A 21226-nucleotide genomic window follows, 5' to 3' on the forward strand; every position below is an offset into this window, starting at 1 on the left:
ATGGCACGGGGACCGGCGGAGAGTTCCGTGGTGCTGCGACGTCTCCTTGCCCTGGCGCCCGTTTGTTGCAGGCATCCGGCCGTGTGCCCGCGTTACAAAGTAATGGTGGACTCACCGTCGTGAGGGGCCATACTCGGTTTACTCCCAAATCCGCCGTGGGCATTCGCCAACGAGCGACACACCCCGTGCAACAGGATCGATGACAAGTCATATGTCATGAATCTGTCGCGCGAGGATCCGAGAAAGGAATCATGATGACCACCAAACCCCACACCAGTATCGAGCGATCCTTCGCGAATACCGTCGACGCCTTCATGGCATCGTCCCGCGTCTATCTGGATTGCACCGAGCATCTCACTTGCAGCACCTTTGCGGTTTCGCGTGCAGCGTTCGAAGAGTGTGTTGCGGCAACGAAAGCGGCAGCAAGCGGCAAACCTTCCGTTGATCCGGCAGCCTTGCCGCTGGCTCTAGGTCAGTCGCTGTTGGAGAAATCGCTCGCGTATGCCAAGGATAGCTACGAGACGGTGGCGGCCGCACAAGTTGAGGCTGCACGGCTGCTCGGCAATCAGCTTGCCGTCCCGGCGATGGCGTTGCCGACTCCGGAAGCCTGGAAGGGAGCGTTCAGTCTTTTCGAGCGCACCTTGCGGGACCTTTCCGCGGCCGCGGCGGGATCGTTCGGCGAAGCGGGTGACGCCTGGACGTCGTCCGTCGCGAAGTATCGTCACCTGAACAAGGCAGCGTAAGCCGGACCTTGCGCGGCACGATCCGTTCCTGGATCGCACTGCGTTCGAGGCTACAACACCGCACACAACATCCTCCGCCTTCCTTCCGCTCATGTGGAAGCGGAAGCGGAAGCGACGAGCAGACTGTCGTGCCGGGCCAGCCACGAGGTCGTGGCCGCGCCCGGCGCCTGCGTCATGCGGCCCGTGGGCCGGAGTCGCTTGATCCCGTTCTTACCGAGTTGTCCGATACCGCCGATCACGTGCAGACCGTGATCGGCGTTCGCACGTTCACCATTGGAGCGTGGGACGACGAGTCGGCAATCTGCCGTTTGAAGTTCGTCAATAACAAATAGATTGACCATGGATGAATTGCTGTCTAGGATTCGAATCGTCCACCCCACAGAGAAGACCTATCCATGACCACCAAAAAATTCGCTTCCCAGGCCGACCTGGAAGAAAAGAAGATCAGCTGGGAAAAGCTGTCCGATAACGCCTACGCCTACACGGCCGAGGGCGACCCCAACACCGGCGTGATCATCGGCGATGACGGCGTGATGATCATCGACGCCACCGCCACCCCCGTCGCCGCGCAGGGCGTCATCGCCAAGGTGCGCGAGATCACCGACAAGCCGATCAAGTATGTCGTGCTGACGCACTACCACGCGGTGCGCGTGCTCGGCGCTTCGGGCTACAAGAGCGAAGGCCTCGAGCAGATCATCGCGAGCCGCGACACCTACGACCTGATCGTCGAGCGCGGCCAGCAGGACATGGATTCCGAGATCGGTCGCTTCCCGCGCCTGTTCCAGGCCGTCGAGAGCGTGCCGGGCCTGACCTGGCCGACGCTTAGCTTCGAAGGCGAGATGACCCTGTGGATGGGCAAGCTCGAGGTGAAGATCAAGCAGGTCGGCCGCGGCCACACGAAGGGCGACACTATCGTCTATCTGCCGTCGCAGAACATCTGCTTCTCGGGCGACCTCGTGGAAGCGGACGCCGCCTGCTACACCGGCGACGCCTATCTCGCCGATTGGCCGCAGACCCTCGACAACCTCGCCGCGATGAAATTCGACAAGCTCGTCCCTGGCCGCGGCCCCGCGTTGATCGGGCGCGAGGCTGTCGATGCCGGCCTCGCCTACACGCGCGACTTCGTCTCGACCCTGTACCGCAGCGCGCAGGAAGCCGTCGCGCAGGGCTTCGACCTGAAGGCGACGATGGCGCACACCCGCAAGAACATGGATCCGAAGTTCGGCCAGGTCTTCATCTACGAGCACTGCCTGCCCTTCGACGTGACGCGCGCACACGACGAGGCGAGCGGCATCCGCGATCCGCGCATCTGGACCGCCGAGCGCGACCAGCAGATGTGGCATTCGCTGCAGGAGTGACGGTGCCGGAGCCGTCCGTCCGCTGACGGCTCCCATCCCCGATTTTCATGGCTGAGCAATCAGCCGTTCAGAGTCGCACCGCCACCGGTGCAGGACTCCGGCCCAACGCACGTCCAGAGGCGGCGCCGGAGCGATGAAACACATGGAGGAGACACCCGTGCTGAGCACGTTCCAGTACCCGAAGTTCGAATACGTCCGTCCGCCCGAGATCGCCGAAGGGCGAGAGGGCCGCTACCCGGTGGTGATCGTCGGCGCCGGCCCGGTCGGCCTGACGGCCGCGATCGACCTCGCCCAGCAGGGCCAGCGCGTGCTGCTGCTCGACAATGACGACACGGTGTCGATCGGCTCGCGCGGCGTCTGCTATGCGAAGCGCACGCTGGAAGTGCTCGACCGCCTCGGTTGCGCCGAGGAAATGGTGCAGAAGGGCGTGTCGTGGAACGTCGGCCGTACCTTCTTCCGCGAGGAGGAAGTGTTCAACTTCAACCTCTGTCCGGAACCCGACCACCACCGGCCGGGCATGATCAACCTGCAGCAGTACTACCTCGAAGACGACCTGATCAAGCGCGCGCGTCAGCTTCCCAACCTCGAGATCCGCTTCAGGAACAATGTGATCGGCGTGACGCCGGCCGACGACCGCGCGACGCTGCGCGTCGAGACCCCGGACGGCGCCTACACGGTGCGAGCCGACTGGCTCATCGTCGCCGATGGCGCGCGCAGTCCGATCCGCACGATGCTCGGGCTCGATATCGACGGCAAGATCTTCATGGATCGCTTCCTGATCGCCGACGTTGTGATGAAGGCGGATTTTCCGACCGAGCGCTGGTTCTGGTTCGACCCCCCGTTCCACCGCAACCAGTCGGTGCTGCTGCATCGCCAGGCCGACAACGTGTTCCGCATCGATTTCCAGCTCGGCTGGAACGTCGATCCGGAAGAGGAAAAGAAGCCCGAGAACGTCATCCCACGCATCAAGGCGATGTTGGGCGACAACCGGGAATTCGAACTGGAGTGGGTCAGCGTCTACACTTTCCAGTGCCGCCGCATGAACCGCTTCAACCACGGCCGCGTGCTCTTCGTCGGCGACGCCGCACACCAGGTTTCGCCCTTCGGCGCGCGTGGCGCGAACTCCGGCATCCAGGACACCGACAACCTGGTGTGGAAACTCAAGCTGGTCATGGACGGCAAGGCGCCCGCGACGCTGCTCGACACCTATTCGGACGAGCGCTGCTACGCCGCCGACGAGAACATCATGAACTCCACGCGCTCGACCGACTTCATCACGCCGAAAAGTGCCGTGAGCAAGACCTTCCGCAACGCGGTGCTGGGCCTTGCCGAGCAGTTCCCGTTCGCCCGTGCGCTGGTCAATTCCGGGCGCCTCTCGGTGCCGAGCTTCCTCGCCGATTCGTGCCTGAACACTGCCGATGGCGAAGTCTTCGCCGGCAACATGATCCCCGGCGCACCGATGGACGACGCCCCCGCGGCGATGGCCGACGGCACGCAATGGCTGCTCGGCGCGGTCGGCAACCGTTTCCAGTTGCTGCATTACATCCCGGATGCAAGCGCGCTCGACGCGCCCACCACCCAGGCGCTGCGCAGCCTCGTCGACGCGCCCATCCCGGTCGAGGCGATCGTCGTCGCCGAGCGCGGCACTGCGCCGGCCGGGTTCAAGACCCTGATCGACGCAAAGGGCCGCATCCGCGAACGCTACGACCTGCGCGAAGGCACGAGCTACCTCGTGCGCCCCGACCAGCATGTCGCCGCCCGCTGGCGCGCGCTGGATGTCGCCCAAGTGCGTGCCGCCGTGGCGCGCGCCACCTGCAACGCCTGATGGAGACCGCCATGGCCCTCAACACGCAAGCGAACCTGCACGAACCCGGCAAACGCCATTTCCGCGCCTTCTCGCCCGGCGACGATTTTTACGAGGCGCTGATCGACACGCACCGCGATCTCACCGACGAGCAGAGCGCGATGGTGAACGCGCGCCTGATCCTGCTGCTCGCGAACCACATCGGCGACCTCTCGGTGCTGCGCGAGGCGATGCAGATCGCCCGCGAAGGCGTCTGACAACGATTACGGAGACAAACAGACATGAGCACCCTGATCCAGAAGATCCACCACGTCGCCTATCGCTGCCACGATGCGCTCGAAACCGCGCGTTGGTACGAGAAGCACCTCGACATGAAGCTGATCCTGTCGATCGCGGAGGATGCCGTCCCCTCCACGGGTGAAGCCGATCCCTACATGCACATCTTCCTCGACGCCGGCATGGGCAACGTGCTCGCGTTCTTCGAGCTGCCGACCTGTCCGACGATGGGGCGCGATCCCAACACCCCGGCGTGGACCCAGCACCTCGCGCTGCAGGTCGAATCCATGGATGTGCTGATGGCGGCCAAGGCGCGCCTTGAGGCGGCCGGCATCGAGGTGATCGGACCGACCGACCACGCCTTGTTCCAGTCGATCTACTTCTTCGATCCGAACGGCCACCGGCTCGAACTTGCCGCCAACACCGGTTCGCCGAAGATGCTGGAGGCGCTCGACAAGGTGAAGTGGGACATGCTGGAAGAATGGGCGCAAACCAAGCGCGCCCCGAAGCACGCCGCATGGATGCACGACGGTCGCTACAAGGAGATGTTCAAGTGAAGCTCGCTACCCTCAAGCAAGGCGGCCGCGACGGCACGCTGGTCGTTGTCAGCCGCGACCTGACCCGCTGCCGCGCGGTCCCCGCGATTGCCCGTACGCTGCAGGCGGCGCTCGACAATTGGTCCGACTGCGAGCCGCAGCTGCGCCAGGTGTACGAGGCGCTCAACAGCGGCGCCGTCGATGCCCAGCCCTTCGACGAGGCCGCCTGCCATTCGCCGCTGCCGCGCGCCTACCAGTGGGCGGACGGCTCGGCTTACCTCAATCACGTCGAACTCGTGCGCAAGGCGCGCAATTCGGAAGTGCCCGCGAGCTTCTACAGCGACCCCCTGATGTACCAAGGCGGCTCGGACAGTTTCATCGGCCCGCGCGACAAGGTCGTCGCTGACGAGAGCTGGGGCATCGACTTCGAAGCCGAGGTCACGGTCGTCACCGGCGACGTGCCGATGGGCGCGACGCCCGAACAGGCGGCGAAGGCGATTCGCCTCGTGATGCTGGTGAATGACGTCTCGCTGCGCGGCCTGATCCCGAACGAGCTGGCGAAAGGCTTCGGGTTCTTCCAGTCCAAGCCGGCCTCCGCGTTCAGCCCGGTCGCCGTGACGCCGGACGAACTGGGCGATGCCTGGCGCGACGCGAAGGTGCACCTGCCGCTCGTCGTGCATCTCAACGAGCGCCTTTTCGGCAAGCCCAATGCCGGCGTCGATATGAGCTTCAACTTCGGCCAGCTCGTTGCCCATGTGGCGAAGACGCGCGAACTCGAAGCCGGCTCGATCATCGGCTCGGGCACCGTCTCGAACAAGGCCGGCGATTTGTGGGGCTCGTCGATCGAGCACGGGGGCGTGGGCTACTGCTGCCTTGCCGAAGTCCGCACCTGGGAAACCATCGAACAGGGCCAGCCCGCGACGCCCTTCATGCGTGACGGCGACACCGTGCGCATCGAGATGTTCGACGCGGCCGGCCGCAGCATCTTCGGTCGCATCGAAAACACCGTCGCGAAGCTCGCCTCGTGAGCGTGTGCGATGCCAAGCGTGATGCTGCAGGGATAGAATGGAGCGACACGGAAACTGGATGGTGCCTCCCATGACAGACAAGCTCGCTGCTCCGCTCTGGATCCCCTCGGCCGAACGCATCGCGTCGGCTAACGTCACCGCCTTCCGACTCGCGGCCGAGAAGCGCTGGGGACGGTCGCTCCCGGACTACGATGCGCTTCATGAATGGTCCGTCGCCTCGCCCGAGCAGTTCTGGGTGAGCGTATGGGAGGAGGGCGGCGTGATCGGCGAGCGCGGCGAGCGCGTGCTGGTCGACGGCGACCGCATGCCCGGTGCGAAGTGGTTCCCGGACGCCCGGCTGAACTTCACGCAGAACCTGCTGCGCTCACGCGATGCGAGGGACGCGCTGGTGTTCTGGGGCGAGGACCGCGTGCAGAACCGCATGACCCACGGCGAGCTGTACCGCGCCGTCGCCCACTTCGTCGCAGCGCTGCGCGACATGGGCGTGGAGAAGGGCGACCGCGTCGCGGCCTACATGCCGAACATGCCCGAGACGGTGATCGCGATGCTCGCGGCGGCGAGCATTGGCGCGATCTTCACCTCCGCATCGCCGGATTTCGGCGTGCAGGGGGTGCTCGACCGCTTCGGCCAGACCGCGCCCAAGGTGCTGATTGCCTGCGACGGCTACTTCTACGGCGGGAAGACCATCGATGTGCTCGGCAAGTTGGGCGACATCGTGCGCCAGCTTCCATCGGTGAAGCATGTGGTGGTCGTGCCGTATGTCCATGCCGAGCACGATCTGAAGGGAATTCCGCACGCGCACATGTGGGCGGACTTTATCGCGCCCTTCCATTTCGTTGACGACATCGCCTTTGAGCCGCTGCCCTTCGACCATCCGCTGTACGTCATGTACTCGTCGGGGACGACGGGCGTGCCCAAGTGCATCGTCCATTGCGCAGGCGGCGCGCTGCTGCAGCATTTGAAGGAGCACCGTCTGCACGCCGACGTGAAGCCCGGCGACCGCCTGTTCTACTTCACAACCTGCGGCTGGATGATGTGGAACTGGCTCGTGTCGGGCCTCGCCGCGGGCGCGACGCTGCTGCTCTACGACGGCTCGCCCTTCGCATCCGACAACCAGATCCTCTTCGACTATGCCGACGCCGAGCACATGACGCACTTCGGCACCTCGGCGAAGTTCATCGACGCCGCGGCGAAGTTCAATCTGAAGCCGCGCGAGACGCACAGCCTGGCGAGCCTGCGCGTCATGATGAGCACCGGCAGCCCGCTCGTGCCGGAAGGCTTCGACTACGTCTATCGCGACATTAAGGCCGACCTGCAGCTGGCGTCGATCTCAGGCGGCACCGACATCATCTCGTGCTTCGTGCTCGGCTCGCCGGTCCTGCCGGTGTGGCGCGGCGAGATCCAGTGCCGCGGGCTCGGCATGGCGGTCGACGTGTGGGACGACGAGGGCCGGCCGCTGCGGGGTGACAAGGGCGAGCTTGTGTGCACGAAACCCTTCCCGGTGATGCCGGTCGGCTTCTGGGGCGACGACGACGGCTCCAAGTACCACGCCGCCTACTTCGACCGTTTTCCCAATGTGTGGTGTCACGGCGACTTCTGCGAGATCACCGCACACGGGGGCCTCATGATCCACGGCCGCTCGGACGCGACCCTGAACCCCGGCGGCGTGCGCATCGGCACCGCCGAGATCTACCGCCAGGTCGAGCGCCTGGAGGAAGTGGTCGAGTCGCTCGTGATCGGCCAGGACTGGCCGCCGCAGAATCCGAACGACGTGCGCGTGGTGCTGTTCGTGAAGTTGCGCGAAGGAGTCAAACTCGACGATGCGCTCGTCGCCCGCATCAGGCAGACGATCCGCGACAACACCACTCCGCGCCACGTGCCGGCGAAAGTGCTGCAGGTCGCCGACATTCCGCGCACCAAGAGCGGCAAGATCGTCGAACTCGCGGTGCGCAACGTCGTGCATGGCCGCCCGGTGAAGAACCTGGAGGCGCTGGCGAACCCGGAGGCCTTGAGCGACTTCCGCGACCGCGCGGAATTGGCCGACTAGTCGGTGCGGCGGGATCCGGTCCCGCCGCAAACGCGCGATCTGCCTCCCGGAGCCGCGCACGCCGCCCGCTCGAGCGCGCGCGCGGCGCCGACGAGGCCGGGGTAGGGCGCTTGGATCACCCAGGTCGGAATCTGCGCGAGGTAGGCGCTGAAGCGCCCTTTATCCTCGAAACGCGCGCGGAACGGAGAGCGGGCAAAGAATTCTCCCAGCTTCGGCACGATGCCGCCTCCGATATAGACGCCGCCGCGCGCGCCGAGTATCAGCGCGAGGTCCGCCGCGACGGTGCCGAGGAAGGCGCAGAAGGTGTTCAGTGTTTCGACGCAAAGCGACGACGCCCCGGCGAGCCCGCGGCTGCTGATTTCGGCGGCGCTCAGGCCATCTGCTGGCACACCGGCAACCGCGGCGTGCGCTTCGTACAGTGCCACGAGTCCGGGCCCGGACAGTACGCGCTCGGCCGAGACGTGTGGGTAGCGCGTCGCGAGCCACGCAATCAGCGCGGCTTCGTGGGCGTTGTTCGCCGCAAGCGTGACATGGCCGCCTTCGCCTTCGAGCGGCACGTAGTCTTCACCCGTTGGCACCAGGCCGGAGATTCCGAGTCCGGTGCCCGCACCGAGCAGGCCGATCGCCCGCCGGGCGACCGCCGCGCCGCGTCCGACCGCCACGAGATCGGTGGGCGTCAGTGCCGGCAGCGCCAGCGCCAGCGCGGTGAAGTCGTTGATGACCTGCAAGTGGGCGAGCTCGAGGCGGGCTTGCAGCGCGTCAATGGAGAAGGCCCAGTGATGGTTGGTCATCTTCACGAAGTCGCCGTCGATGGGGTTCGCGATACCGAACGCGCACCAGCGCGGACGGGGACCTCCGGTTTTGGCGGTGTAGTGCTCGATTGCCTCGGCCGGCCCCGGAAAGTCGGCGCAGGGCAGGGTGAGCATCGCCTCCATGTCCTGTCCCGGCGCGCGGATCAGCGCGAAGCGCGCGTTCGTGCCGCCGATGTCGCCGACGAGGCGCGGATACGTGTCTTGGGGGGCGAAAAGCATCCGGGATTCCTTGGTTCGATTCGTTGCGGGGTTTGCGGCGGCCGGCGTCACGCTCAGATCTCCTCGTGCCAGCACAGACCGTCGCGCGACAGCAGCGCGCTCGACGCGGACGGCCCCCAGGTGCCGGCGGTGTAGGGCTTCGGGCGCTCGCCCGACTGCTCCCAGCCGGCGAGGATGGGCTCCACCCAGCGCCAGGCGGCTTCCTGCTCGTCGCGGCGCACGAACAGCGTCAGGTTGCCGCGCATCACATCCATCAGCAGGCGCTCGTAGGCTTCGAGCCGGCGGCTGCGGAAAGCTTCGGCGAAGTCGAGGTTGAGGCGCACCGGCTGCAGCTGCATGACGTCGCCGGGTTGTTTCGCGAGCAGGTGCAGGTCGACCGTTTCCTCCGGCTGCATGCGGATCACCATGCGGTTCGCGTGCAGCGGCGAGGCGGGCACGCCGAAGATCGAGTGCGGCACTGCGCGGAAGTTGATGACGATCTCGGCGACCTTTTCCTGCATGCGCTTGCCCGTGCGCAGGAAGAAGGGCACCCCCGCCCAACGCCAGGTGTCGATCTCGGCCTTGAGCGCGACGAAGGTTTCGGTGGCGCTCTCGCGTGCGATGCCCGGCTCGTCGACATAGCCCGGCACCGGCTGGCCCGCGCTCGCGCCGGCGCGATACTGGCCGCGCACGCTGCGGGCGGCGACGTCGCCCGGCGTGAAGGGACGCAGGGCGCGCAGGATCTTGAGCTTCTCGTCGCGCACGGCGTCCGGGTTGATCGACGCGGGTGGCTCCATCGCGACGATGCACAGCAGTTGCAGCAGGTGGTTCTGCACCATGTCGCGCATCGCGCCGACACGGTCGTAGAAGTCGCCGCGCGACTCGACCCCGACCTGCTCGGCGACGGTGATCTGCACGTCGCGCACCCACTCGCGCCGCCACAGCGGCTCGATCAGCGCGTTGCCGAAGCGCAGCGCCAACAGGTTCTGCACCGGCTCCTTGCCGAGGTAGTGGTCGATGCGGTAGATCTGTTCCTCGCCGAAGTGCCGCCCGACCTCGTCGTTGATCCGGCGCGACGACGCGAGGTCGTGGCCGAGGGGTTTTTCGAGGACGACGCGGCTGTCGGCGCCGATCAGGCCGGCGGCATCGAGATTCCGACAGATCGCCGAGAAGAGGCCCGGGGCGGTCGACAGGTAGAACACCCGCGGGCCGTCGGCCCGCTCGTCGAGGCGCCGGGTGAGGGCGGCAAAGCTGTCGGCCTGCAGCGCGTCGACCGGGGCGTAGACGAGGCGTGTGGAAAAGGACTCCCAATCTTCGCTGCGGAAATCCCTGCCAAGGAAGCGGCGTGCGTGCTCGCTCGATAACGCCCGGTATCCGGCATCGTCGAGTTCGTCCCGCGCAACGCCGACGATGCGGGCGTCCGGTGCCAGCAAGGCGTCGCAGTGCAGGTGGTACAGCGCTGGCAGCAGCTTGCGCATCGCCAGATCGCCGGTGCCGCCGAAGATGACCAGGTCGAGGGGGCGGGTGGGAGCCATGAAAACCTCTCGTATGGGTAAGCCAAAGCGCTTTTGATGTGCTTAGTGTGTAGCCAAACTACAGAAAAATCAAGTTCAAGTTAGTTGAACAACAGAAATTCGGCGACTTGGTGGAAATGCGGCAATGCAGTGTTAAATGGCTTGAGTATGCAATTAATCGGAGGAAATAAGCACTTATGAATTGCTGTGGCGCACTAATATGAACGGAGGTATAGGATTGATGTTACCAAACTACATACCCGGCTTGCGTTGCAGCAAGTAGTGGAACTACACTGATTCAGGAGCGGCCGCTCGACCTTCCCGCCTGCCTGCCTACTCAAGGCCGCAAGCATGCGACCGCCGGCTAGAATGCCGTCTGGATCGATGCGCACCGGTCGGTGCGCGCGGATCGATGGAGTCCTCATGAACGCGGAAGAAAAGGCTGGGCTCGCCGGGCAGTCGGCACAGGAATACGGCGACGGCCCGCGGCTGCTCGCCGACATCGGCGCGACCAACGCGCGTTTCGCGCTCGAACGTGCCCCGGGCCGCGTCGAGGCGATCGAGATACTGCACTGCGCCGACTACGCGGGCATCGTCGACGTCGTGCGCGCCTACCTGCGGCAGCAGGGCGGCGGGGCGCCGCGTCATGCGGCGATCGCGATCGCGAATCCGATCGATGGCGACCACGTGAAGATGACGAACCGCGACTGGCAGTTCTCCATCGAGGAGACGCGTCGCGAACTGGGCTTCGACACGTTGCTGGTCGTGAACGACTTCACCGCGCTGGCAATGGCGCTTTCGCGCCTTTCTCCGAGCGACCGCATGCAGGTGGGCGGTGGTGAGGCGGCGTCCGACGGCGTGATCGGCGTGATCGGTCCGGGCACCGGTCTGGGCGTCTCCGGCCTGATTCCGGCCAAGGACCGCTGGATCACGCTCGGGAGCGAAGGCGGCCACACGACCTTCGCACCCGCGGACGAGCGCGAACTCTTCATCCTGCAGTACGCGTGGCGCGAACTGCCGCATGTATCGTCGGAACGCGTCATCTCCGGCCCGGGCCTGGAGCTGATCCACCGCGCGCTCGCCGAGCGCAACGGCATCCCCGGTGTGCAGCCGCTGAGCGCGGCCGACATCGTCATGCGCGCGCTCGCGGCTGATGATCCGCTGTGCGCGGAAGTCGTCGACTGTTTCTGCGCCATGCTGGGCACGGTCGCCGCCGACCTCGCGCTGACGCTCGGTGCGGTCGGCGGCATTTACATCGGCGGCGGCGTCGTGCCGCGACTGGGCGAACTCTTCCTGCGCTCGCCCTTCAGGCAGCGGTTCGAGGCCAAGGGACGCTTTGCGGACTATCTCGCACGTATCCCGACCTACCTGATCACGGCGCCGTATCCCGCCCTGCAAGGCGTTTCGGCGATCCTCGGCCATCATCTGCAGGCCGGAACGGGCGGCAGTCCGCTGATCGAAAAGGTGCGGGCCGCGCTGCCGAACCTGAGCAAGGCGGAGCAGCGCGTTGCGCGCGTGTTGCTGGACCAGCCGCGCAGCTTCGTGAACGAACCGGTCGCCGACATCGCGCACCACGCCGACGTGAGCCAGCCCACCGTGATCCGCTTCTGCCGCACGATGGGTTTCAGCGGGCTATCCGATTTCCGCCTGAAGCTCGCGTCGGGACTCACCGGCACGGTGCCGGTGCGTCACAGTCAGGTGAAAGCCGACGATCCGGCTCCCGACCTGTCGGCGAAGGTCCTCGACAACACGGTGTCTGCAATCCTGCGCCTGCGCGACGGGCTGGACCCCGCGGCCGTGGAACGGGCGATCGGGCTGCTGCAGAAGGCCTCGCGCATCGAGTTCTATGGCGCCGGCAACTCCAGCGTCGTTGCGCTCGACGGCCAGTACAAGTTCTTCCGCTTCCGCATCCCGGCGGTGGCGTACGCCGACCCGCGCCTCGAGGCGATGGCGGCGGAGCTGCTCGGTCCCGGTGACGTCGTGGTCGCGATCTCGAGTTCGGGGCGCCTGCCGGAGCTGCTGCACGCGGTGGACCGCGCCCTGGCGGCGGGTGCCGCCGTGATCGCGATCACCGCGAGCCACTCGCCGCTCGCGAAAATGGCGACCGTGAATCTGGCCGTCGACCATTCGGAGGACATCACCACGCACCTGTCGATGATCTCGCGCATCCTGCACCTGCTGATGCTCGACGTGCTCGCGGTCGGGGTCGCGGTGCGTGGTGGCGCGCGACGCGCCGGAGCGTCGACTTCCCGGCGTCCGTCGGACGTGGGCGATGCCGGCGCCCTCGTGTCGCACGCGAGCTGACGATCATGCCGGCAAGCGCATGTGGCGGGGCGTCGCTGCCAGTCGAGCGCTGGTGAGTTTCAGTGCGTGACGAGCGGACAGCCGCCTTCGGCCATCGGCTTGAAGGCCTCCTCGGCGGGGATGGTCCGCAGGATGCGCAGGTAGTCCCAGGGGATCGTGATCTCGGCAGGCTTCTTCACTTCCATCAGATAAGTGTCGTGCACCATCCGCCCGTCCTCGCGCAGGCGGGCGTTGCGCACGATCGGATCGCGGATCGGCAGCTCGCGCATCTTCGCGACGACGACCGAGCCCTTGTCGCTGCCGCCGGCGGCAACGGCCTTGAAGTAATGCGTCAGCGCCGAATACACGCCGGCCTGCATGTCGTTGGGCATTGTGCCGGTGCGCGCACGGAAACGCTCCGACCAGGCGCGCGTTTCCGGGTCGCGGTTCCAGTAGAACGCGTGTGCGAGCTTGAGCCCCTGGGCAAGCTGGGGTTTCATCAGGTGCACGTCGTTGAGCGTGGTGGCGACCGCCGCGAGCACCGTCTGGCCCTTGCTCACCGTCAAGAGGTCGTAGCTCTGGCGAACGGCACGGATCATGTCGTCGCCGGCATTGATCAGCGCGATGGCGTCGGCGCCGGACTGGGCCGCCTGCCGGAGCTGGGCGAAGAGCTGCTCCTGACCGAGCGCGTGACGCGCCGCGCCGAGCACATGCCCGCCATTGGCGCGGATCACCTTGGCGAGTTCGGCCTGCACGTTCAGCCCGAACGCGTTATCGACGGTGACGAGGTACCATGAACGCGCGCCGCGCTGGGTCAGATCGCGTCCGATCGCTGTCGTGAAGGCGTAGCCGTCGTACATCCAGTGGATGCCGGTGGGGGCGCACGCGGATCCCGTGAGATCAGAGGTCATCACGCCGTTGTAGAACACCACGGCGCCGCGAGTACGGTTGAGTTCCTGCACCGCCAGCGCGGCAGGGGAGGCGACGACGTCGGCGATGACGTCCACGCCTTCCTCGTCCAGCCAGCGACGCGCCGTCTCGACGGCCCGGACCACATCGTTGCCGTGGTCCGCGACGATCAGCCGGATCGGTCGCCCCGCAACCTCGCTTCCCGCGTCCTCGATCGCCATCCGTGCGGCGGTCTCGGATCCGCGCCCCGAGATGTTCGCGTAGATCGAACTCATGTCCGCCAGGAGCCCGACGCGCACTTCGCCATCGGAGATCGCCGCGGGTGCCGCGTGCGCGAGGCCCCACGCGATCGTCCCGAGCGCGGCCGCCGTGAAGATGCGCATGCGGCTCGCTGGGCGGAGAAGGCCCTCGTGCGGAAAAATCCCGTCGCGCGTCTTGTTCATCGGGGCATCCTGAGGGGAAAATACCCACGATCATAGGATGGGCTTTGCGCGCGCACAACCGACGACGCGGGCGTATCACGAGGGGACGCGCAGATTGAAGGGCAAATCGAAGGGGGTGCAGCGCCTGCCCTTCATCATTTACGTCGTCGCAGTGATTGCGGGCGTCATGCTGATGATGGGCTTCGCGCGCTTCAATACGTTGCATGAGATGTTTCTGGGCGCCAATTTCAACGCCGTGCATGGGGCGCGCACCTTGCTGAAGGCGCGTTATTTCCTGGGGCACGCGCAGGAACGCGTCGAGCGCGCCGGCGATGATGTGCTCAAGCGCAGCCAGCATCTCGCCCATGCCGAGGATGCCTTGGCGCTCGCGGAGAGCTACGGCGCCGAGGGGCAGGATGCGGACCTTGTGCTGCGCCGTTCGCTGCTGGGCCGTATCGGCCCGATCCGCGAGTCGGTTTCGCGGGTGGCACTCCTCGACGGGGGCGACGCGGACCGGCAGCTCGCTGAGGTGGCGGTGGAGGTACGGCGGCTCGCGTCCGACTTCGAGGCGGCGGAGCTTGACCGGTGGGGTGTGCTGTCCTCGTTGAACGTGGAACTCGCCGAGCGCATGGATGGCATGCGCCTGATCATCGCCGCGATCGTCGCGGGATTCGCGCTGCTGATGTGGATGCTGGGCTGGGCGCTGCTGCAGGCGCGGCGCGCAGAACTCGGCCTGTTGCGTGCCAAGGACGAACTGGAGGCGATCCAGCAGACCACTCTCGATGCCGCGGCCGTCGGCATCGCCTACGTCGGTGCAAGCAATGCCGCCGATCGCCGCATCGCACGGGCGAACAGCCAGATGGCGGCCATATTCGGCTATCCGGAAGGGGGGCTCGTCGGCGTCCGGACGGCGGACCTGTTCCCGGATGCGGGCGGGCACGAACGGCTGGCCGATTGCATCTTGCCCCGTCTCACGGCGGGGGATGTGCTGCGCATGGAAACGCAGATGCGTCGTCGCAACGGGGAGGTGTTCTGGTGCTCGATCTCGGGCAAGGCGATCGACCCCGCCGATCTCGGTCGCGGCGTGGTATGGACGTTCGACGACGTGTCCGAGCGCAAGAGCGTGGAGGCGGAGGCGCGTGCCGCGCGCGAGCGGGCCGAGGCATGCAGTCTGGCGAAGAGCGAGTTTCTCGCCAACATGAGCCACGAGATCCGCACCCCGTTCACGGGTGTTCTCGGCGTGCTCGATCTGTTGCGGCATACCCCCCTGACGGACAAGCAGGAACGCTACGTCCGCCTTGCGCACGATGGCACCAGCCAGTTGCTGGGCGTCGTCAACGACATCCTCGACATTTCCCGCATCGAGGCCGGCAAGCTCCTCATCCGGCCGGAGAGCTTCGATCCGCGCGCGCTGTTCGAGGACCTCGCGCTAATCCACGAGACGGCCCTCGCAGGCAAGAAGCTGCGCTTCAAGATATCGTGGCGCGGAGATCTTCCGCCGCTGCTGCGCGGCGATCCCGTGCGCGTGCGCCAAGTGACCGACAACCTGCTCGGCAACGCGGTGAAGTTCACCGCGACCGGCGGGGTGACGCTGAGTGTCGGCTGGCTGCAGATCGATGCCGGGAGCGGGCGACTTCGGGTGGAGGTGCGCGATACCGGTATCGGGATCGCGCCGGAGCACCAGGAGCGGATCTTCGAGAAGTTCGCCCAGGCCGACTCCTCGACCACGCGCACATTCGGCGGCAGCGGGCTGGGACTCGCCATCTGCCGGCAGCTCGTCGGGCTGATGGACGGCGAGATGGGCCTGAAGAGCCGTGAGGGTTGGGGCAGCACGTTCTGGTTCGAGCTCCCGCTCGCATTCGGCGATCCACTTCCCGCGCCGGTGCCGCGTGTCGTGCCGCCCGCCGTTGCGGCGCGCGTTGCGGGGGTTCGCGTCGTGCTTGCAGACGACGTCGAGGTGAGCCTGGAAGTGCTGGGCGAATACCTGCACGCCGGCGGCTGTGTCGTGAAGACCGCGCGCAACGGCGACGAGGCGGTGGCACTGGTGCACGACTGGAAGCCCGACATCGTCCTGATGGATTGCCAGATGCCGGGTACGGACGGCTACGAGGCGGCTCGACGCATCCGCTTGCTCGAGGAGTCGGGGCGTCGCACGCCCATCATTGCCCTGACGGCGTTCGCGATGAGCGGCGATCGCGACAAGTGCCTCGAGGCCGGGATGGACGACTACCTGTCGAAACCGGTGCAGCGCGACGTCCTGCTCGGGACGCTCGTGAAGTGGCTCGCACGCGATGCGACCGAGCGCCGCGGTCGGGCGGAATTCGTCGGGCGCGTGCTGCTGGTCGACGACGATCCGGGGATTCGCGAGGCCAGCAGTGGCCTGCTTCAGGCGCTGGGCTGCGAGGTGAAGCTTGCCGCATCGGGGCCGGAGGCCCTCGAGGTCGCGCGCGGCGATGCGAACCTCGATCTCGTGCTGATGGATTGCCGCATGCCGGGCATGGACGGGTGGGAGACGAGTCGTGCATGGCGAGAGCGCGAGCGCGAACTCGGACAGACGCCCACCGCGATCGTGGCACTCACCGCGGGTGAACGCGACGAGAGTCTCGAGCGTTGCCGCGCGGCGGGCATGGACGATTTCCTCGGCAAGCCCTTCTCGCCCGCGGAACTGAGCGGACTGCTGGGGCGCTGGCTCGCCCGCGCGTAAGCTCGGCCGGCGCGCAAACTGCGCTGCGCCTTCGGGTCCTCAGCCCCGTTCGGCTCGACCGCTTCGCCAGGCCGCGGGTGTCATGCCGAAATGCGCGCGGAAATTGCGGATGAAATAGCTCTGGCTCGCGAATCCGCAGGCCCACGCGATCTCCTTGCCGGCCATGCCCGTCTCGCGCAGCAGGCGCGCGCCGCGTTCCATGCGCTGGCGGTTGATGTAGGCGACGAGGTGCTCGCCGGCAGTCTGGCCGAAGAGGTGCGAAAGGTAGTCGGCCGTGCAGCCGAGTTGCCCGGCCAGGCACTTGACGCTCAGCGCATGGTCGCCTAGCCGGTTCTGGATGATGATGCGCGCGCGCGCCACCAGCGGCGGCTCCGGGCGCGCCTCCGGCTGGATCTCGTCCAGCGCCTGCAGCACCCCCGCGATGGCGGCCGATACGAGGGCACGGGTCTGAACTTCCGTCCACGGCGGGAGGGCGGCATCCGTCGCGCCGCTCACACTGCGTGCGAGCCGCGCCGCGTCTCCGAGCCAGCTGTGGATGTTCGCCGCCTGGGCATGGTGGCGGACTTCCAGATGCAGGATGCCAGGTCTTCCCGGCGACTCCTCGTGCGCGATGTGACAACTCAGCGAGGGCGCCTCGGCATAGATCACGACGTTGCAGAAGGGCTTGCCGTCCTCGCCGCCGCGCACCTCCTCGGCATGCAACAGGCGCGGCGGCACCACCAGCGCCTCGCCTTGGGCGAGCTCGACCTCCGTGTGCGGGAAGCGGAAAAGCGTCGAGCCCGCCACCTGCAAGAACAACTCGGGCACGAGATGGAAGTGCCCATCGACACGCGGCACGGCATCGCCCACGGTGCCGGGCAGTCGCAGGGGCAGGGCGCCCGCAGCAATCCGGCGCAGGAAATCGTCGAGGTAGACGCGCATGTACCGCGCCTGATCCGGGCTGGAGAGTCGCGGCGCGTCGAGCGGGCCCCTGGCCTGACGGGATTCCAGGTTTTTTGCCATCATTTGCAGTTTTTTGACAGTGATTCCGATTGAGGGCAGGGGGCGCGGACCTTAGTCTTTGTGCATCCGGTTCCGCCAAATTCCAGTGAGGTTAGGCGTTTCCGGAGCGTGCGCCATTGCCGGCGCCGCCATTCCTCAGGAGATAAGAGTATGATCGGATCAAAGATTTCTGTCATTGTCTGGAACGAATTTCAACACGAGCGCGAGAATCCGGCCGTGCGTGCCATCTATCCGGAAGGGCTGCACGCGGTCATTGCTTCCGCCCTGCGCGAGACGCCCGCCCTCGGCGCCGGTGCGCTGCCGCTCGAGATCGGCACTGCGACCCTGGATCAGCCCGAGCATGGCCTCGACGAGGAGCGCCTGGCGGGTTGCGACGTGCTGGTGTGGTGGGGGCACAAGGCGCACGATCAGGTCTCGGATGCCGTCGTCGAGCGCGTCCAGCGCCGCGTCCTCGAGGGCATGGGGCTGATCGTGCTGCACTCCGGGCACTTCTCGAAGATCTTCCGCCGCCTGCTGGGCACGAACTGCTCGCTGAAGTGGCGCGAAGCGGACGAGAAGGAACGCGTGTGGGTCGTCGAGCCCTCGCACCCGATCGCCGCCGGGCTGCCGGAATATTTCGAGCTGCCGTGCGAGGAGATGTACGGCGAGCGCTTCGACGTGCCTGCGCCCGACGAGACGGTGTTCATCTCGTGGTTCGAGGGCGGCGAGGTATTCCGCTCGGGCCTGTGCTGGCAACGCGGCCACGGGCGCATCTTCTACTTCCGCCCCGGCCACGAGGCGTACCCGACCTACCACGACGCCAATGTGCAGCGCGTGATCGCCAACGCCGTGCAGTGGGCGGCACCGCGCGTACGCATCGCCGACCGCTGCCCGATGTCGCCGCCACTGGAGAAACTCTCGGCGAAGACAGGCAGCTTCGCACGCGTCGGAATCGTGCAGGAAATGGGGGAGGGTAAATGAGCGGCTACCAGCAGGAAAGTGCCCGCGCGGCGGCGGCCGGCGTTCCGGCAGCGGACGAACGGCGGCTGCGCGTCGGGGTCATCGGCCTGGGGATTGGGCGAATGCACATCGAGGGCTGGCGTCAGCACCCGGCAGTTGAAGTGGTCGCCATCGCGGATACCGATGCGGCGCGCCTCGATGCGGTCGGCGAGCAGTTCGGCATCGTTGCGCGCTACACCGATGCCGAGAAGATGCTTGCCATCGAGGATCTCGATGTCGTGAGCGTATGCACGCCGAACAAGTTCCACAAACCGCTCGCGATCGCCGCCTTCGCGGCCGGATGCCACGTGCTGTGCGAGAAGCCCATGGCGATGAGCGCGGACGAAGGGCGCGACATGCTGGCGGCCGCGCGCTGCGCGGGCAAGCGCCTGATGATCAACTTCTCGTACCGCTTCAGCGCGCAGTCTCGGGCCCTGAAGGCGCAGGTCGATGCGGGGCTTTTCGGTGACTTCTACTTCGGGCGTTCGGTGTGGCACCGCCGCCGCGGGTTGCCCGGTTTCGGCGGCTGGTTCGGCACGAAGGCGCTTGCGGGCGGCGGGCCGCTGATCGACCTCGGCGTGCATCGCCTCGATCTGGCGCTCTGGTTGATGGGGTATCCGAGGCCGGTCTGGGTGATGGGCAGCACGTATGATCCGATTGCGCGGGAACTCGCGGAAAAGTCCGGCAAGCGTTTCGACGTCGAAGATCTGGCGGCGGCGCTGATCCGCTTCGACAACGGTGCGACGCTCGTGCTCGAGGCGTCCTGGGCGGCGAACATCGGCGAGGCGGAACTGATGGAAACGCGCCTGCTCGGCACCCGGGCAGGGCTCTTGCAGCACAACCTCGACGAAGGATACCGATTCGATGCCCATGTGTTCACCGAGCAGAACGGTGCGCAGTTCGACCTGCACCTGCATCCGCCGGCTGCCGACGCACCTTCGGCGATGCACGACTTCGCTGCGGCGATCCTCGACGAGCAACCTCATCCGGCGAGCGGCGAGGAGGGTTTGGTGGTGATGGAGATCCTCGACGCGATCTACGCGAGCGCCCGCAGCGGCGAGCCGGTGAGGATCGCTGCATGAGCGCGGGGGCGGCGAGCCTCGCTCGCGGTCGCGATCTTCCGTTGCGCCGCGCGCGCTGGGCGACTCGAGCGCAGTTCGCCGTCCTCGGCGTTTTCGCGGGGGCGTGGGGCGCGCACCTGCCCTCGGTCAAGCAACGCTATGCGCTCGACGAGGCCGCGCTCTCCATCGTCCTGCTCGCGGCCGCTCTCGGCGCCGTGTCCACGCTGTTGTTCGCCGGCAGGCTGGTCGCGCGCTTCGGCGCCCGCCGTGTGGTGCTCGGTGGCGGGATGGCGATGTGCGCGGCCATCGCGGTCGTGCTGGTGCTGCCCGGACTGGGGTTGCTGCTGCCGGCTGCGCTGGTGTTCGGCGCCGGGATGAGTCTCTTCGATGTTTCGATCAATAGCGAAGGATCGGAACTGGAGCATCTCACGGGTCGCGCCATCATGAGCAATCTGCACGGCATGTTCAGCGTCGGCGGGATGGCGGGCGCGGCCACCGTTGCGGTGCTGCTGCGGGCGGACGTCGCGCCGGCGGTGCAGCTCGCGGGGGTCGGTGCCGGGCTCGCGCTCGTGATCGTCACCGCTGCGCGAGGGATGCTCGACACCCATGCGGGTGGCGAGGAGCAGGCGCATTTCGTGTGGCCGAGAGGGGTTCTGCTGCTGATCGGTCTGCTCATCCTGGCGGGCATGATTGCCGAGGGGGTGATGTACGACTGGTGCGTGCTGTACCTCAAGCAGGAGCTGGGGATGCCGCAGGCGAACGCAGCCCTCGGGTACGCGGTGTTCTCGGCGGCGATGGCCCTGTCGCGTTTTGGCGGCGATGCGTTGCGCGAGCGTTTTCCCGAGCGGGTGGTGCTAAGTGCGGGAGCGAGCCTTGCGGCGGTTGCGATGGCGACCGTGTTGCTGGCGGCAACGCCATGGGTCGCGCTGATCGGGTTCGCCTTGGTGGGGGCCGGCCTCGCCCCCGTCGCACCCATCCTCCTCAACGCCGCGACCCGGGTGCCGAGCGTGAGCCGTGCCGCGGCCATTGCGTCGGTGACTTCCATCGGATACAGCGGGTTCATGATCGGGCCGCCCCTGATTGGCGGGCTCGCGCATTCCAGTTCGCTGACGGCGGCCCTTTCGGTCGTGGTCATCGGTGCCGCACTGCTGGCCCTCGGTGCGGGCAGGATCTCCGCCCGGACCTGACCGATATGCGCTCGGCCGATGTGCCGTGCCTCCACACGCGCCACGCCAACTCACCAGGGCACGTCTTGGCAATCAGCCAAAAGCGCTTTCGGGAGAAAACATCCATAGAAATATGTGTAGTTGGTAAAAAAGAACAGAATGTAAAGGCGGTTCTCGTTTGTGCTTCAGGTGCGCCGTGATTGGTGTTGATGTCCAGTAAAGGCGAGAATAATGTGTGTAATGACGTCTTTTCTAATACCTCGCCTTGTCGGTTTGCGTGGAATAAATACAAAGTATTTGCGCTCCGAAAGTAGTAATACTACACTTCGCATCAACACGGATCTGGCGAGGCCAGTCTGCGTCCGGAGAGCAAGTCGACAAACGT

Annotated in this window: 17 protein-coding genes; 12 read left to right on the plus strand and 5 right to left on the minus strand. The window is 66.5% G+C overall.

The window, feature by feature from the left end; genetic code table 11:
* Positions 1–251: 251 nt before the first annotated feature.
* Positions 252–743: a phasin family protein gene (locus ToN1_RS21395; RefSeq protein WP_210147899.1), complete on the plus strand. Its 492-nt coding sequence runs from the start codon at positions 252–254 to the stop codon at positions 741–743.
* A gap of 89 nt (positions 744–832) precedes the next feature.
* Here ToN1_RS21395 and ToN1_RS21400 read toward each other — a convergent pair whose 3' ends face one another.
* Positions 833–1084: a hypothetical protein gene (locus tag ToN1_RS21400; protein ID WP_169204688.1), complete on the minus strand. Its 252-nt coding sequence runs from the start codon at positions 1082–1084 to the stop codon at positions 833–835.
* A 54-nt stretch (positions 1085–1138) separates the two neighbouring features.
* On the opposite strand from ToN1_RS21400, the gene ToN1_RS21405 reads away from it, so the two are divergent.
* The 6 genes from ToN1_RS21405 to ToN1_RS21430 all read left to right on the plus strand — a co-directional run bounded on the left by ToN1_RS21405 (position 1139) and on the right by ToN1_RS21430 (position 7792).
* Positions 1139–2101 carry an MBL fold metallo-hydrolase gene (locus ToN1_RS21405; protein WP_169204689.1) on the plus strand — a complete coding sequence of 321 codons (963 nt, stop codon included), beginning with the start codon at positions 1139–1141 and terminating at the stop codon, positions 2099–2101.
* A 157-nt stretch (positions 2102–2258) separates the two neighbouring features.
* The gene (locus tag ToN1_RS21410; protein WP_169204690.1) at positions 2259–3926 is read left to right on the plus strand and encodes an FAD-dependent oxidoreductase; all 1668 of its coding nucleotides are present in this window, start codon (positions 2259–2261) and stop codon (positions 3924–3926) included.
* Positions 3927–3937: 11 nt separating this feature from the next.
* Positions 3938–4162, plus strand: coding sequence for a DUF2783 domain-containing protein (locus ToN1_RS21415; RefSeq protein WP_169204691.1), 225 nt, complete (start codon positions 3938–3940; stop codon positions 4160–4162).
* Positions 4163–4186: 24 nt separating this feature from the next.
* Positions 4187–4738: a VOC family protein gene (locus tag ToN1_RS21420; RefSeq protein ID WP_169204692.1), complete on the plus strand. Its 552-nt coding sequence runs from the start codon at positions 4187–4189 to the stop codon at positions 4736–4738.
* Positions 4735–5745 (plus strand): fumarylacetoacetate hydrolase family protein, encoded by a 1011-nt coding sequence (locus ToN1_RS21425; protein WP_169204693.1) that lies wholly within the window; start codon positions 4735–4737, stop codon positions 5743–5745. Before ToN1_RS21420 ends, ToN1_RS21425 begins: the two co-directional genes overlap by 4 nt.
* A 70-nt stretch (positions 5746–5815) precedes the next feature.
* Positions 5816–7792, plus strand: a complete 1977-nt coding sequence (locus ToN1_RS21430; RefSeq protein WP_169204694.1) for an acetoacetate--CoA ligase — start codon at positions 5816–5818, stop codon at positions 7790–7792.
* On the opposite strand, the gene ToN1_RS21435 is transcribed toward ToN1_RS21430, so the two are convergent.
* A complete protein-coding gene (locus ToN1_RS21435; protein ID WP_169204695.1) occupies positions 7789–8823 on the minus strand; it encodes a glucokinase in 1035 nt (344 codons plus the stop codon). The two genes, ToN1_RS21430 and ToN1_RS21435, sit on opposite strands and share 4 nt — an antisense overlap.
* Positions 8824–8876: 53 nt before the next feature.
* A complete protein-coding gene (gene zwf, locus ToN1_RS21440) occupies positions 8877–10337 on the minus strand; it encodes a glucose-6-phosphate dehydrogenase (protein WP_169204696.1) in 1461 nt (486 codons plus the stop codon).
* Between the two features lie 402 nt (positions 10338–10739).
* Here zwf and ToN1_RS21445 point away from each other — a divergent pair, with 402 nt between their 5' ends.
* Positions 10740–12620 carry a glucokinase gene (locus tag ToN1_RS21445; RefSeq protein WP_169204697.1) on the plus strand — a complete coding sequence of 627 codons (1881 nt, stop codon included), beginning with the start codon at positions 10740–10742 and terminating at the stop codon, positions 12618–12620.
* Between the two features lie 59 nt (positions 12621–12679).
* On the opposite strand, the gene ToN1_RS21450 is transcribed toward ToN1_RS21445, so the two are convergent.
* A complete protein-coding gene (locus ToN1_RS21450) occupies positions 12680–13951 on the minus strand; it encodes an ABC transporter substrate-binding protein (RefSeq protein WP_169204698.1) in 1272 nt (423 codons plus the stop codon).
* Positions 13952–14045: 94 nt separating this feature from the next.
* Between ToN1_RS21450 and ToN1_RS21455 the strand changes: the two genes are divergently transcribed.
* Entirely contained in the window at positions 14046–16634 is a 2589-nt protein-coding gene (locus ToN1_RS21455) for a response regulator (RefSeq protein ID WP_244860853.1), read from the plus strand.
* Positions 16635–16673: 39 nt separating this feature from the next.
* On the opposite strand, the gene ToN1_RS21460 is transcribed toward ToN1_RS21455, so the two are convergent.
* On the minus strand, positions 16674–17555 hold the full coding sequence (locus tag ToN1_RS21460; RefSeq protein WP_169204699.1) for a helix-turn-helix transcriptional regulator: 882 nt from the start codon (positions 17553–17555) through the stop codon (positions 16674–16676).
* 231 nt (positions 17556–17786) lie between these two features.
* Here ToN1_RS21460 and ToN1_RS21465 point away from each other — a divergent pair, with 231 nt between their 5' ends.
* Genes ToN1_RS21465 through ToN1_RS21475 form a run of 3 tightly spaced genes read left to right on the plus strand, consistent with a single transcriptional unit; the run spans position 17787 to position 20862 of the window.
* On the plus strand, positions 17787–18596 hold the full coding sequence (locus ToN1_RS21465) for a ThuA domain-containing protein (RefSeq protein WP_169204700.1): 810 nt from the start codon (positions 17787–17789) through the stop codon (positions 18594–18596).
* Positions 18593–19696: a Gfo/Idh/MocA family protein gene (locus ToN1_RS21470; RefSeq protein ID WP_169204701.1), complete on the plus strand. Its 1104-nt coding sequence runs from the start codon at positions 18593–18595 to the stop codon at positions 19694–19696. Before ToN1_RS21465 ends, ToN1_RS21470 begins: the two co-directional genes overlap by 4 nt.
* Positions 19693–20862: an MFS transporter gene (locus ToN1_RS21475; RefSeq protein WP_169204702.1), complete on the plus strand. Its 1170-nt coding sequence runs from the start codon at positions 19693–19695 to the stop codon at positions 20860–20862. The genes ToN1_RS21470 and ToN1_RS21475 overlap by 4 nt, the downstream gene beginning before the upstream one ends.
* Positions 20863–21226: the final 364 nt, after the last annotated feature.

This window comes from Aromatoleum petrolei (genome assembly GCF_017894385.1).
In the GTDB taxonomy this organism is placed as follows: Bacteria; Pseudomonadota; Gammaproteobacteria; order Burkholderiales; family Rhodocyclaceae; genus Aromatoleum; species Aromatoleum petrolei.